This window comes from Plantibacter flavus (assembly GCF_002024505.1).
Taxonomy (GTDB): domain Bacteria; phylum Actinomycetota; class Actinomycetes; order Actinomycetales; family Microbacteriaceae; genus Plantibacter; species Plantibacter flavus_A.
In genome coordinates, this window is sequence record NZ_CP019402.1 from 880,896 (window position 1) to 894,951 (window position 14,056).

Annotated in this window: 10 protein-coding genes; 7 read left to right on the forward strand and 3 right to left on the reverse strand. The window is 71.1% G+C overall.

What is annotated here, in order from left to right; genetic code table 11:
• Positions 1 to 44: 44 nt before the first annotated feature.
• Positions 45 to 1,409 (reverse strand): 4-aminobutyrate--2-oxoglutarate transaminase, encoded by a 1,365-nt coding sequence (gene gabT / locus BWO91_RS04150; RefSeq protein ID WP_079001416.1) that lies wholly within the window; start codon positions 1,407 to 1,409, stop codon positions 45 to 47.
• A gap of 156 nt (positions 1,410 to 1,565) precedes the next feature.
• On the opposite strand from gabT, the gene BWO91_RS04155 reads away from it, so the two are divergent.
• Positions 1,566 to 3,161, forward strand: coding sequence for a PucR family transcriptional regulator (locus tag BWO91_RS04155; RefSeq protein ID WP_079001417.1), 1,596 nt, complete (start codon positions 1,566 to 1,568; stop codon positions 3,159 to 3,161).
• 54 nt (positions 3,162 to 3,215) lie between these two features.
• The gene (locus BWO91_RS04160; protein WP_079001419.1) at positions 3,216 to 5,267 is read left to right on the forward strand and encodes a bifunctional lysylphosphatidylglycerol flippase/synthetase MprF; all 2,052 of its coding nucleotides are present in this window, start codon (positions 3,216 to 3,218) and stop codon (positions 5,265 to 5,267) included.
• Positions 5,268 to 5,280: 13 nt separating this feature from the next.
• Here BWO91_RS04160 and BWO91_RS04165 read toward each other — a convergent pair whose 3' ends face one another.
• Positions 5,281 to 6,711: an alanine--tRNA ligase-related protein gene (locus BWO91_RS04165; RefSeq protein ID WP_079001421.1), complete on the reverse strand. Its 1,431-nt coding sequence runs from the start codon at positions 6,709 to 6,711 to the stop codon at positions 5,281 to 5,283.
• 58 nt (positions 6,712 to 6,769) lie between these two features.
• Positions 6,770 to 7,915: an alpha/beta hydrolase gene (locus BWO91_RS04170; RefSeq protein WP_240555672.1), complete on the reverse strand. Its 1,146-nt coding sequence runs from the start codon at positions 7,913 to 7,915 to the stop codon at positions 6,770 to 6,772.
• A 262-nt stretch (positions 7,916 to 8,177) separates the two neighbouring features.
• Between BWO91_RS04170 and BWO91_RS04175 the strand changes: the two genes are divergently transcribed.
• The 5 genes from BWO91_RS04175 to BWO91_RS04195 all read left to right on the forward strand — a co-directional run bounded on the left by BWO91_RS04175 (position 8,178) and on the right by BWO91_RS04195 (position 14,042).
• The gene (locus tag BWO91_RS04175) at positions 8,178 to 9,098 is read left to right on the forward strand and encodes a phosphate/phosphite/phosphonate ABC transporter substrate-binding protein (RefSeq protein WP_079001424.1); all 921 of its coding nucleotides are present in this window, start codon (positions 8,178 to 8,180) and stop codon (positions 9,096 to 9,098) included.
• 138 nt (positions 9,099 to 9,236) lie between these two features.
• The gene (phnC, locus tag BWO91_RS04180; protein ID WP_079001426.1) at positions 9,237 to 10,232 is read left to right on the forward strand and encodes a phosphonate ABC transporter ATP-binding protein; all 996 of its coding nucleotides are present in this window, start codon (positions 9,237 to 9,239) and stop codon (positions 10,230 to 10,232) included.
• Positions 10,232 to 11,989 (forward strand): phosphonate ABC transporter, permease protein PhnE, encoded by a 1,758-nt coding sequence (gene phnE / locus BWO91_RS04185; RefSeq protein ID WP_079001428.1) that lies wholly within the window; start codon positions 10,232 to 10,234, stop codon positions 11,987 to 11,989. Before phnC ends, phnE begins: the two co-directional genes overlap by 1 nt.
• On the forward strand, positions 11,986 to 13,248 hold the full coding sequence (locus BWO91_RS04190) for a TIGR03364 family FAD-dependent oxidoreductase (protein ID WP_240555673.1): 1,263 nt from the start codon (positions 11,986 to 11,988) through the stop codon (positions 13,246 to 13,248). The genes phnE and BWO91_RS04190 overlap by 4 nt, the downstream gene beginning before the upstream one ends.
• Entirely contained in the window at positions 13,245 to 14,042 is a 798-nt protein-coding gene (locus BWO91_RS04195) for an HAD family hydrolase (protein WP_240555674.1), read from the forward strand. Before BWO91_RS04190 ends, BWO91_RS04195 begins: the two co-directional genes overlap by 4 nt.
• Positions 14,043 to 14,056: the final 14 nt, after the last annotated feature.

Here is a 14,056-nt window from a genome sequence, read left to right on the forward strand (position 1 = left end):
CGGTCCCTGCCCTTCGACAGGCTCAGGGACCGGCGGGTGTGGCGTCAGTTCGCGGCGAGCGCCTCGAGGACGACGTCGAGTCCTTCGTCGAGCAGTTCGAGGGGGATGGTCAGCGGTGGGAGGAAGCGGACCACGTTGCCGTAGGTGCCGCAGGTCAGGACGATGACGCCGGCCTGGTGGGCGGCCTTCGCGACGCGTGCCGTGAGGGCGGCGTCGGGCTCGCCGGTGGCCGGGTCCACGAACTCGACCGCCATCATGGCGCCGCGCCCGCGGATGTCGCCGATGCGGGGGTCGGAGGTCTGCGCCGCGGTGAAGCGGTCGACGATGCGGGTTTCGATCGCCCGGGCCGAGGCTGCGAGGTCCTCCTCCTCGTACGCTTCGATCGCCGCAAGGGCGGCGACACAGGCGAGTGGGTTGCCACCGTAGGTGCCACCGAGCCCGCCGGCGTGCGGGGCGTCCATGATCTCCGCGCGTCCGGTGACGGCGGAGAGTGGCAGGCCCCCCGCGATGCCCTTGGCGGTGATGATGAGGTCGGGCACGATGTCGAAGTGCTCGGACGCGAACATCGCACCCGTGCGGGCGAAGCCGGTCTGCACCTCGTCGGCGATGAAGACGACGTCGTTCGCGCGGGCCCAGTCGAGCAGGGCCGGCAGGAAACCGTCCGCCGGGACGATGAAGCCGCCCTCGCCCTGGATGGGTTCGATGATGATCGCCGCGAGATTGTCTGCGCCGATCTGCTTCTCGATCTGGGTGATCGCGCGCTGCGCCGCTTCGGGGCCGGTGAGCCCGCCGTCGCGGAAGGGGTAGGACAGCGGTGCGCGGTACACCTCGGAGGCGAAGGGACCGAAACCGCTCTTGTAGGGCATGGACTTCGCCGTCAGGGCCATCGTCAGGTTCGTGCGGCCGTGGTACGCGTGGTCGAAGGCGACGACCGCCTGCTTCTTCGTGTGGCTGCGGGCGATCTTCACCGCGTTCTCGACCGCTTCGGCGCCCGAGTTGAACAGTGCCGTCCGCTTGGCGTGGTCGCCGGGGGTGAGGCGGTTGAGCGCCTCGGCGACCTCGACGTAGGAGTCGTAGGGGGTGATGGTGAAGCAGGTGTGGGTGAACTCCTGCAGCTGTCGGGTGACGGCCTCGACGACGCGCGGGTTGCTGTTGCCCACACCGGTCACGGCGATGCCGGACCCGAGGTCGATCAGGGAGTTGCCGTCGACGTCGACGAGGACGCCACCGCCCGCGCCGGCCGCGAACACCGGCATCGTCGTGCCGACGCCGGACGCGACCGCAGCGTGTTTCCGGGCCATGAGTTCCTCGGAGATCGGTCCGGGGATGGCGGTGACGAGGCGACGTTCCTGGGGGAGCGAGGGTCCGCCGAGGATGGAGGGCGCGGGGGCTGCGGTGCTGCTCGTCATCGGTACTCCTTCGGCTGCCGCGTCCGGCGGGGGCGCCGAGGTCGTCCGCGAGCAGTGCCACCAGGCTAGGCAGCGGTCCGCATCGGTACAGTCGACAGTCTGTCCATACCAGCGGCTTCAGTTGGACGATCCGGCATTCCTGCGTAGACTCGCGCCATGGCACCGACGCTGCAGGACCTCCTCGACCACCGTGCGCTCGGCCTGAAGCTCGTGGTGGCAGGAACCGAGGGCGCCCTCGACCGGCAGGTCGCCTGGGTCTCCGGGTCGGACCTGCCGGACCCCACGCCCTTCCTCCTCGCCGACCAGGTGCTGCTCACGACGGGCACGCAGTTCGGGACCGCTGTGTCGACGACGCAGGTCGAGGCGTACGTCGCCCGCCTCGCCGACGCCGGTGTCGCCGGACTGGGGTTCGGTACCGAGGTGATCACGGCCGGGACACCGCCGGAACTCGCCGAGGCCTGCGCGGCGCACGGGATGCCGCTCGTCGAGGTCCCGTACCGCACGCCGTTCATCGCCGTCATCCGGTACGCGGCCGACCTCCTCACCGAGGCGGCTCGGGCGAGGGACGCCTGGGCACTGGGCGCCCAGCGCGCGATCGCGTTCGCCGCGCTCCGCCCCAACGCGACGGTCGCCGTCGTCACCGAACTCGCGCGGTCCCTCGGCGCCTGGGTCGTGCTCTTCGACGCGCACGCGACCCCGGTGGCGATCGCGGGCGACGGGCCCACCGCCGCTCCCGAGGCCGAGCGCCTCCTGGAGCGGGTGGCCGGCGAGGCCACCATGCTCCTGAGCCGCGGACAGCGTTCGGGGGCGACGCTCGCGAGCCGCACGCGGACGGTGTCGCTGCAGACCCTCGGCCGACGCGGCGACCTCCGGGGCGTGCTCGCCATCGCCGGGACCGACGGCCCGTTGGACGCCGCGGCCCAGAGCGTCGTGACCTCGGTCGTCGCCATCGCCGGGCTCACCCTCGAGCAGGGCGGCGCACTCGGACGGGCGGGGCGCTCGCTGCGCACCGGTGTCTGGCAGCTGCTCCGCGCCGGACAGGCCGCCGCGGCGCGCGAGGTCGCCGAACAGCTCGGCACGCCGTTGCCGAGCGGAGCTGTTCGTGTCGGCGTCTGCTCCGGGCCGACCGACGGGCGCGAGGCGCTCCTCACCGAGCTGGAACGGGCCGAGACGCTCGGTCCGGGTTCGCTCTTCGTCGCCGAGCAGGACGGACGGCCCGTCCTGCTTCTCGCAGCGGCTGAGGGGGACACCGAGACGGACGTCGATCGGGCGGTCGAGGCGGTGATCGCGGCGGCCCCCGCACGGCGGCTCGGACTCTCCCGATCCCTCGCGCTCGCCGATCTGCCGACGGGGATCGAGCAGGCGGTCTCCGCGCACGAGCACGCCGTCTCCGCAGGCGAGGCCGTCGTGCGGTTCGGGGCGCTCGCCGCGGCAGGGATGGCAGGGTTGCTCGACCCCGTCCGCGCCGCCGCCGTGGCCGAGGAACTGCTCGAGCCCGTGCTCCGCGTCGACCGCGAGGAGGGCTCCGACCTCGTGCCGAGCCTCCGCGGCTGGCTCGAGGCGAACGGCCAGTGGGAGCCCGCCGCGCGGCGACTCGGGATCCATCGACACACGCTCCGCAACCGCATCACCCGGGTGGAACAGGTGCTCGGGCGACCGCTCGACACCTTCGCCGCTCGGGCCGAACTCTGGCTCGCGCTGGCCAGCCTGCCGGACGGGGATGCGTTGCGGTCCCGCGAGGCCGTTCTGTAGCCTCGACCGCACGGCGCGCGTGTGCTCCGTGGAACCACGAAGGGGGCGGCGCGCATGAGGATCCGAACGGTGGTCGCCCGGGTGCCGGTCACGATCGCCCTGGTGCTGGTCGTCCTCGTCGTGGGTGTCGTCGGGCGTGGCCTCTGGGAGTCGACGACGGCGCAACCGTGGTGGGACGCGGTCGCCTACGGCCTGCCCGCCTTCGAGGCCGGGCGCTGGTGGACTCCCGTCACCGGGACGTTCCTCGTCGTGGAGCCGTGGGCCTACGTGTTCGCGGTGATCGGGTTCGCCTGGGTCGGCCTGCTGGAGTGGTGGCGGGGATCGAAGGTCGCGCTCATCACCTTCGCCGCCGGTCAGCTCGTCGCCGTCCTCGCCACCGCCGGGTTCCTCTGGGCCGCGAGTCAACTGCCCTGGCCGTGGGCGGCGAGCCTCGCCGGGATGCTCGACGTCGGTCCCTCCGGCGGGACGATGGCGTGCTTCGCCGCGTGCGTGTCGCTCTTCGCCTCTCCGTGGCGGCAGCGGGGCTGGATCATCGTCGCGTCCTACGCCGCGATCGGGGTCCTCTTCATCGGGTCGCTCGCGGACCTCGAGCACGCCTTCGCGGTGCTCTTCGTCCTCGCGGTGAACCGTTCCTTCCGCATCCAGCGGGCCAGTGTGCGCGAGCGCCGACTGCTCGCGTTCACGACTAGTGTGGCCCTCGGCGTCGTCCAGATCGTCGCCCTACTCGTGCCGACCAACGGCCCGTTCGGTCCGACCGCTCCGGCGGAGGGCCCGTGGCTCGACGTCGCGATCGACACGGTGGTGATCATCGTGGTCGCCAACGGCCTGCGGCTCGGTCGTCGCTGGGCGTGGGTGCTGAGCGTCGTCTGGGCGATCCTCAACGTCCTGGTCGCGGTCCTGTACCTGGCGCTGTCGCCGCTCGATCCCGCCGACCTCCCGATCGACTGGGGCGACACCGACGTGTTCCTGGCGACGTCGGTGCTCTGGCTCGCCTTCCTGGTCTACCTCGTCGCGACCCGCAGCGCGTTCTCATCCCACCGACGCCGACAGCTCGGCGTCGGGCGCAAGCAGCAGCAGGACCTGCCGTCGGCGGACGACGCCCGCGCGCTCATCCGGACCAAGGGCGGCGGCTCGCTCTCCTGGATGGCCACGTGGGACGGCATGGAGTACTTCCGCACCTCGGTGGGCCTCGTGCCCTACCAGAAGCACGCCGGTGTCGCGATCGTGCTGGCCGACCCGCTCGGCCCACCGGATCACCTGCAGGCGAGCGTCGCGGAGTTCGTCCAGGCGGCCGAGCGCGACTCCCTCATCCCGTGCTTCTTCAGTTCCAGCCAGGGGACGAAGGACGCGATGCCCGAGGGATGGCGCGACCTCATCATCGCGGACGACACGATCGTCGACCTTCCCGGTCTCGCGTTCACCGGCAAGGCCTGGTCGAACATCCGCACGGCGCTCAACAAGGCCGAGCGCGAGGGGATGGTCTTCCGGATGAGCACCTACGCCGCCGAGACGTGGGGCGTCCGACAGCAGATCCGCGCCATCTCCGAGGGCTGGGTCGGCGACAAGGGTCTGCCGGAGATGCGGTTCACCCTCGGGACCCTGCAGGAGGCCGACGACCCCGAGGTCCGTCTGGCACTCGCGATCTCGCCGGACGGCGACGTCGACGGCTTCCTCAGCTGGCTCCCGGTCTTCGGCCCCGACGGCGAGCACCGCGGATGGACGCTCGACCTCATGCGGCGCCGCGAGGAGGGCTTCGGTTCGGTCATGGAGTTCCTCATCGCCTCCTCGGCCAAGGTCTTCGCCGAGGAGGGCGCGCAGATCCTCTCGCTCTCGGGTGCGCCGCTCGCACACCGGGTGGAGGACGACGAGGGCCGCATCGCGCACCTGCTGGGTCAGCTCAGCGGCATCCTGGAGCCCGTGTACGGCTTCTCGTCCCTCCACCGGTTCAAGCAGAAGTTCAACCCGCGATCGGAGCCGATCTACCTCCTGTACCGCGACGAGGGCGACCTCACGCGGATCGCGGCGGCGCTCACCCGTGCGTTCCTGCCGGACGCGACCCTCCGGCAGTTCGCCGGCGCCGGCATCGACATGCTCAAGCGCGACTGAGCGAGGCCGGCCCTCAGGCGGTGTCGCCGCCCGGGAGTCCCGCTGCGCCGAGGTGCGTCGCCCCGCGGGACCGCGCTCGCTGCTCGGCGAGGGCGGCGGCGAACTCCGCCTCCCAATCGGGAGCGACCTCGATGCCGAGGCGCCCGGCCTCCTCGAGGGTCAGCTCCTTCGGGAAGCCGTTCGTGTCGGACAGCCGGAACACGTCGTGTCCCGTCATGACCCGCCCGGCGTACCCCTGGACCATCTGGAGCCCTGCGCCCAGCGTGCGTCGGAACGACTGCTCCTCCTTGACGAGGACGGCGACGACCTCATTGCGGGCGGCGGCCACCTCCGGGTAGTCGTCGGCGTACAGTCCGGCGATGACGGGCACGATCTCGCCGAAGAAGTTCTCGTGGAGGTCGAGCGAGAGCGCGAGCCGAATCGCCCGTCGGAGCAGTCGTCGCATGACGTAGCCCTGCTCCTTGTTCGACGGACGCACGCCGTCCACCGCCAGGAAGGTCGCACCCCGCAGGTGGTCGGCGATGATGCGCATCGCGGCGGTCTCGTCCTCGTAGCGTTTCCCGGTGAGCTCCTGGAGTCGCTCGACGATGGGCCACAGGAGCGAGATGCGGAAGACGTCGTCGGAGTCGATCGACGCGGCGGCGATGCGTTCGAGGCCGCCGCCGAAGTCGACGTTGCGTCTGGCGAGTTCCTCGAACGAGCCGTCCTCGCGCCGTCGGTACTGCATGAACACCTGGTTGCCGATCTCCATGAACCGTCCGCCGTCGCTCGCGGGATGCGCGAGGCCGTACGACGGGTCCTGGAACTCGGGGCCGAAGTCGTAGAACACCTCGCTGTCGGGGCCGCACGGGTCGCCGATCGGTGTGCCCTCGAGTGACCCGCCGCGGGACCACCAGTTCTCGCCGCCGTCGTAGAAGAAGATCCGCTCACCGGGCCGCACCCCGCGGGCGTCGCCGTCGGCCTGGGAGCCGATCTCCGCGATCCCGTTGGAGACCCCGCGCTCGGCGAACACCGACGCCCAGATCGAGGCGGCCTCGTCGTCGCGCGGGATGCCGTTCGCGGGATCGCCGATGAAGCAGGTGACGGAGATCCGCTCCGGATCCAGTCCGACGATGTCGACCAGGAAGGTGAAGAACTGCCGGATCTGCGTCTCCTTGAAGTAGTCGCCGAGCGACCAGTTGCCGAGCATCTCGAAGAAGGTGGTGTGCCGGTTGTCGCCGACGTCCTCGATGTCCTGGGCCCGGACGCACGGCTGGCTGTCGGTCAACCGCCGTCCGTCGGGGTGATCCTCACCGAGGAGGAACGGCAGGAGCGCCTGCATCCCGCTGCCGTTGAAGAGGGTGCTCGTGTCGCCGCGCGGTACGAGCGGAGCCCGCTTGATCAACGCGTGGCCGTTCCGTTCGAGGAAGTCGAGGTAGGCGTTCCGGATGTCGTGGGCGTCCATGCCGACACGATTCCAGCTTTCCGGCCCGAGGGGAAGCCGGTGGGCGCGGTGACCCGACTCAGTCCGCGTCGTGGAGTGACCGCAGGGCGGTCACGACGTCGTCGTGCCAGCGGCGGGCCGCCGGGAGCACGCCGCCGAAGATCGGGGTGTCGTGCGTCGCGCCCAGGTACATCGTCCCGCTCGCGTCGACGCCGTCGGCCCGGAGCGCGGCGAGGTAGGCCGCGCCGTCGCCGCGGAGGGGGTCGTACTCGGCCGTGAGGATCACGGCGCGGGGGAGGTCCGCGTGCGACCGGGCGAGGAGGGGCGACGCGTGCGGTTCCTTCGCCTGACGTCGATCGAAGAGGTAGGTCTTCGCGACGGAACGCAGCTCCTTGATCGCGAAGATCCTCGGGATGCCCATCTCCCGCACGGGACGGAGGTCGATGTGGCCGCCGGTGAGGTCCGTGACCGGCACTTCGAGCAGCTGGAGTCGGATGGGCAGCCGGCCGCGTTCGCGGTTCACGAGCGTGAGCGCCGCCGCGATGCTGCCGCCGGCGGACACCCCGGCGACGGCGATCCGCCGCGAGTCGATCCCGAGCGTCGCGGCCTCGGCGAACAGCCACTCGAGCGCCGCGTGGGCCTGTTCCAGCTGGGTCGGGTACCGGTGCTCGGGAGCGAGCGCGTAGTCGACGGCGGCGATGACCACGCCGGCGTCGGCCGCCCGACGACGGAACCCCGCGTCGGTCGTCGGGTAGTCGATCCCGCCGATGCGGAACGCCCCACCGAAGAAGGACAGGACCGCGGGCACCGCCTGGTCTCCGTCGGCCGTGGGCGGGTGATAGAGCCGGATCCGGACGTCGGGGAAGCCGGCGACCGGGATCGTGTGCTCCTCGATGCGCAGCTCCGGGCCCGGGACGCCGACGGTCGCGAGCTCCTTCTTGTCCCAGTTCCGCGCGGCCTTGCGGTGCTGTGCGCGTGTCTTCTTGCGGCGGGGTGCGGCGGTGGTGGCCTTCGCCGTCGGGCTCGAGGGCTTCGCCTTCGGTCCGGTGGCCTTCGGGGAGGTCGCCTTCGGGTCCGCAGCGGGAGCGGGCTTCGGGCGCGCGACGGTGGTCGTCTTCGGCCGCAGGAAGAAGGCCTTCGCCTGCTCGAGTGCGGTCGAGATGAGGTAGGCACGGTGCGTCCGCGCTCGTTCGACGAAGATCGGGTCGAGAGGCAAACGACTCACCTGCCTTGCTGCTCGGATGGGCGGATCCCAGCAGTCTAGGCGGGCTCGGCAGACGACGACCGTGGCTTGCCCGATCGATCCTTCCGCGCGGCTTCACCTCCTGTTCACCGGGAGGCCCGGCCCTGTTCGGGTGCCGCTCGTAACGTGATCACACGTACGGCACACAGCAGTGCCCGCGTCGGTCACTCGCGGTTCCGCTCCACCGGAGCCACGCGCGGAGCGGGCGGGTGCATCGGTCCTTCTGAAAGGTACGTCCCAGCACATGAAGCTCTCCCTCACCCGCGTCGCTGCGCTCGGCGCCGCCGCCCTCCTCTCGATCGGCCTGGCCGCCTGCTCGAGCGCCACCGCCAGCGACACCGGTTCCGCCGCGGCCGGGACCTTTGCGGTCGACGACCAGACCCTCGTCTTCGGCGTCGTCCCCGACTCGGTCGACACGCAGACCAACTACCAGCCGCTCATGGACTACATCGCCCAGGAGACCGGCAAGAAGGTCGAATACCACGAGTCGACCGACTACGCGGCCCTCATCGAGGCGGCCGTCGCCGGCAAGATCGACGTCGCGTCCTTCTCCGGCTTCACCTACGTCACCGCGCTCAACAACGGGGCCAAGATCACGCCGATCTCGTCGATCATCACCGTCGAGGGGCAGGAGCCGGGCTACTACTCCGAGGCGATCGTCCCGAAGGACTCGTCGATCACCAAGATCGAGGAGTTCAAGGGCAAGAAGGTCTGCTTCGTCGACCCGTCCTCGACGTCCGGGTACCTCTTCCCGAGCTACAACCTGCTCGAGGCCGGCATCGACCCCGAGCAGGACATCACCCCGGTCTTCGCCGGCAAGCACGACGTCTCGGTGACGAAGACCGCCGAGGGCGTCGAGTGCGAGGCGGGCTTCGCCGAGGACTCCGAGGTCGAGAAGAACGACGGCGTGAAGGTCATCGACCGCACGATGGTCCCCGGTGCGCCGATCGTCGAGTCCGACTCCCTGCCCGCCGACGTGAAGGAGAAGCTCGAGAAGGCCCTCTCCGAGGTCACGATCGACCAGATCATCGACTCCGGCGTGAAGAGCGCCGACAGCGACGCCTTCCGCGCGACCTTCTACGGCACCTCGCCGGTCGACGACGCGTACTACGACACCATCCGCGACATCTGCAAGAAGACCAACGCCAAGCAGTGCCAGGCCTGATCTGAGCACCGGCACCGCCCTTCGACAAGCGGTTCCTGAGCTTGTCGAAGGGCAGTGACCGGTGCTCCGGTTCCCGGTCACCGAGCCCGTCGCGGTGCGACGTCCGCATCACCACCAACCTCACGAGAGGCAGCAGTCATGAGCGTCACCGAGCAGCAGGCGCGTCACACCGCACCCGACGGAGCGGAACCGCTCGTGCGTCTCCGCGGGGTCACGAAGCGCTTCGACCGGACGGTCGCCCTGCAGCGCGTCGACCTCGACATCCGTCGCGGTGAGATCGTCGTCCTCCTCGGCCTGTCGGGATCCGGCAAGTCGACGCTCCTCCGTCACCTGGACGGTCTCGAGCGGCCCACCGCCGGGTCCGTCTCGGTCCTCGGCGACGAGGTGCCGGCCCTCGGGCAGCGCGCCCTGCGCCGGCTCCGCGCCCGCGTCGGGTTCGTCTTCCAGCAGTTCGAGCTGGTCCCGTCGCTCACCGTCCTCGAGAACGTCCTGACCGGTTCGCTGGCGGGCGTCCGCGGACCACGTCTCGGCATCCTCGGCTACGGCCGCAACCTGAAGATGAAGGCGCTCGGCCACCTCGATCGCGTCGGCCTCCTGGAGCGCGCCTACCAGCGCGCCGACACCCTCTCCGGTGGTCAGCAGCAGCGCGTGGCCATCGCCAGAGCGCTCATGCAGGACCCCGAGATCCTCCTCGCCGACGAGCCCGTCGCCTCCCTCGACCCGGAGTCGAGCGAGCAGGTGATGGCCCTCATTCGTGAGATCGCGATCGACCGTGGACTCACCGTCGTGTGCAGCCTGCACCAGGTCGACCTCGCGCTCTCCTGGGGCGACCGCATCGTCGGTCTCCGGCACGGCGAGGTGGTCCTCGACACCACGACCGACGGCCTGTCGAAGACCGAGGTGATGGAGATCTACGGCCGGGTCGCGACGAGCACCCGTGAGCTGCAGGCGATCGCCGTGGAGTTGGAGACCGACGAGCTGCTCGGCGACCCCGACGACGACCTCCGCGGCCTGCTCGGCGTCGAGGAGCGCGTGGGCGAGGACGAACTCCCCGACGAACCGGAGTGGGAGTTCGACGCCGATGTCGACGGCCGCGAGCCCGACGAGCTCCGTCGACCTGGCAGGACCCGCTGATGGTCGTCACCGCGCCCGCGAAGACGGCACCGCCCGCCGACCGCCCGCCCGGACTCTCCGGACCCGTCCCGGTCGGTCGGCTCCGCCCGCAGACGATCGCCGCCGTGCTCACGCTCGTCGCGCTGCTCGCGTTCTCGGTCTACTCGCTCCTCGAGGTCGGGATCTCGATCCCGAACATGGTGGCGAGCTGGGGCAACGCGGTCAACTTCTTCAACCGGGTGGGGACGATCACGTTCCCGCCGCCCGGGGAACTGCTGTCGCTCACCGCCCTGACCCTGGGGATCGTGATCTCCGGCACCGTCCTCGCTGCGGTGCTCTCCATCCCGGTCGCGTACCTCGCAGCCGCCAACACGACCCCGGGACCGGCCTGGCGCGCAGTCGGTCGGTTCATCGGCGTGCTCAGCCGTGCCGTGCCGGACGTCGTCATCGCGATGATCCTCGTGCTCATGTTCTCGCTCGGATCGCTGCCCGGCATCATCGCGATCGGGCTGCACTCCGTCGGGATGATCTCGAAGCTCTTCGCGGACGCGATCGAGCAGGTCGACGAAGGGCCGCGACTCGCGATCCGGGCAGCCGGCGGCTCGAAGCTGCAGGAGTTCACCTCGGGCGTCCTGCCGCAGGTCCTTCCGTCCTGGGTGGCCACGGTCCTCCACCGCGGCGACATCAACCTGCGCGGTTCGGTCCTGCTCGGCTACGTCGGCGTCCTCGGCCTCGGCCGTGAGCTGTCGCTCGCGTTCAAATCACTCGACTACTCGCTCGGCATCGGACTCGCGATCGTCATCTTCGCGCTGTGCGTCGTCATGGAGATCGTGTCGAGCACCGTGCGCACCGTGATGCTCGGGGTGCAGCCGACCGGACGCGGACTCGGTGACCGCGTCGTGCGTCGGGTGGCCGCGGGTCGGGACGCGCGTCGCGCGGTGAATGGGAGCAGTCGGACGACCGCTGCTCCGAGCGCCGAGTCCCGGATCGCCGCTGCGGCGAAGCGACCCTGGACGCCGGCCCGCGTTCGCGACACCGTCGGTGCCTGGCTCGCCGTGGCGGTGGTGGTCTGGGGCGTCGTCGTGTCCGACATCCAGTGGGGCGACCTCGTGACGTTCTGGGCGAAGGCGCCCGACGTCCTCGCCCGTCTCTGGCCGCCGTCGTTCGGCATGCGCACGACGGAGCAGATGGTCGAGGCGATGTTCGAGACCGTCGCGATCGCCTTCGCGGCGACCCTCATCGCCCTCGTCTGCTCGATCGTCATCGGGTCCCTCGCCGCACGGAACGTCGCCCCGAACCGTGGTGTCCGCACCGGCGCCCGGTTCGCGCTCGTCGGCATCCGCGGCATCCCGGAGCTCATCCTCGCGATCCTGCTCATCGTCGTCACCGGGCTCGGTGCCCAGGCGGGGACGCTCGCGCTCGGCGTCTGCGGGATCGGCCTCCTCGGCAAGCTCATCGCCGACTCCTTCGAGGAGGTCGCGCCCGGACCGGAACGGGCGCTGATCGCCGTCGGGGCGACCCGACCGCAGGTCTACGCCGCCGCGACCCTCCCGCAGGGGGCCCGCGCGCTGGTCGGGCACACCTTCTACACGCTCGACACGAACATCCGCGCCGCGACCATGCTCGGCATCGTCGGCGGAGGCGGCATCGGCTACTACCTGATCCAGGCGGACCAGGGCGGGAACTACGACCAGGTCACGGCCATCGTGCTGATGATCCTCGCGGTGGTCCTCGTCGTCGAGGGCATCGCCATGTGGATGCGGAGGGTGTTCTCGTGAACGGACGACGGATGAGCGGCGGGGTGTCGGCGGCGCGGGTCGGCCTCGGCGTCGGCTCGCTGGGTGCTTCGGCCGATCGCGCCGATGTCGTGATCGTCGGAGGCGGCATCGTCGGACTGTCGGCGGCGCTCGCCGCCGTTGACGCCGGTGCCGAGGTCGTGGTCGTCGAACGCTCGGCCGAAGCCCAGGGCTCGTCGGTCCGCAACTTCGGCCACCTGGCGGCGACGCCGCAGGCCGGGCTCGCCTCGCGCCTCGCCGCGCGTTCGGCCGAGATCTGGCAACGACTCGAGCAGGACGCGGGGCTGTGGGTCCGGCGTTCGGGCACGCACGTGGTCGCCCGGCACCTCGACGAGCTGCGCGTCCTCGAGGACTTCGCGGCGTCCCGTGCCCAGGCGGGTGCCGCGGCCGACGTCCGCCTGTACGACGCGGCCGAGTTCCTGCAGCAGGTGCCGATCAGCGCCGACGACGTGGTGGGCGGCGCCTGGCTGCCGCGCGACCTCCAAGTGAACCCGCGCCAGGCGCTGGGCGCCGTCACGGCGTACCTGGAACGCCGCGGTGTCGAGTTCCGACGCCGGACGACCGTGACCGGACTGCGCTCCGGCTTCGTCGACACCAGCCGCGGCGTGATCGCCGCAGGCCTCACCGTGGTCGCGGTGAACCACGACATCGACACGCTCCTCCCCGAGCTGGCCGAGCGGGCGGTCGTCCGTCGATGCGCGCTCGACATGATTCGGGTGCGCGCCGAGCTCCCGATGCCGATGCCGGCGCCGCTCCTGACCGGATGGTCGCTCCTGCGCTACGCGGGATTCGCCGACTCGCCCGCCATCCCGGCACTCCGGGAGCGACTGCAGCAGGACCACCCCGGGCTCGCTTCGCTCGACGTCAACCTCATGGCGACCCAGCTGCCGGACGGGTCGATCATCCTCGGCGACACCCACAGCCGCGGCGAGGCGGTCTCCCCGTTCCAGTCCGAGCACGCCTTCGACGAACTCCTCCGTGCAGGAAGCGCGCTGTTCGGGACGAGGCTCGACGTCCTCGAACGCTGGCAGGGCGTCTACGCCACCGCCCCGGAGGAGCTGCTCATCGACGAACCGACCCCGGGCGTCCGCGTGGTCGCCGCGACGACGGGCATCGGGATGACGACCGGACCCGCGCTCGGCGAGCTGGCCGTCGCCGAGCACCTCGGCCCGACCTTCTCGCCGGCGCAGCCGACCAGCATCCGTGCCGCATCAGCCCACCTTCAGAAAGGCCTCTCGTGACCAGCATCGATCGACCCCAGCAGGACAGCACCGCGGCGCCCGACCTCGACGACGTGGAGACCGACCTCGACGACCTCGACGAGCTGGAGGACGGGTTCGACGACGCGCACGAGGACGACCTCCTGCTCGAACTGGTGGTCCTGGACCTCGCCGGGACGACGGTCTCGGACGACGGCGTCGTCGAGGACGCCTTCCGCGTCGCCGCCGAGACGATCGGCATCGACACCGAGGACGCGCTCGACGCGGCCATCGAGCTCGTCCGCGACACGATGGGCCAGTCGAAGCTCGACGTGTTCCTCATGCTGACCGACGGCGACGAGGCTCGAGCCGCTTCCGGCAACGCCACCTTCGAAGCGGCCTACGAGCGCCTCGTCGGCGAGGGGCGCGTCGAGGCGATCCCCGGAGCCGAGGACACGGTGCGGCGGCTCCGCGAGCTCGGCGTGGGGGTCGTGTTCACCACCGGGTTCGCCCCGGCGACGCGCGACGCACTCCTCGCGAGCCTCGGGTGGTCCGAGCTCGCCGACGACGCCCTGTCACCCGCCGACGCCGGTCGAGGGCGTCCAGCGCCCGACCTGCCGCTGACGGCGCTCCTCCGGTTCGGTGCGAGCGCCGTCGACACCATGGTCGTCGTCGGCGACACGGCCAGCGACATGCTGTCCGGGGTGAACGCCGGCGCCGGGCTCGTCGTCGGGGTGCTCACCGGAGCGCACGACGAGGAGACGCTGCTCGCGGCGGGCGCCGACGAGATCATCACGAGCATCGCCGAGTTGCCCGCGCTGCTCGGTCTCGACTGAACGACCGACCGGGG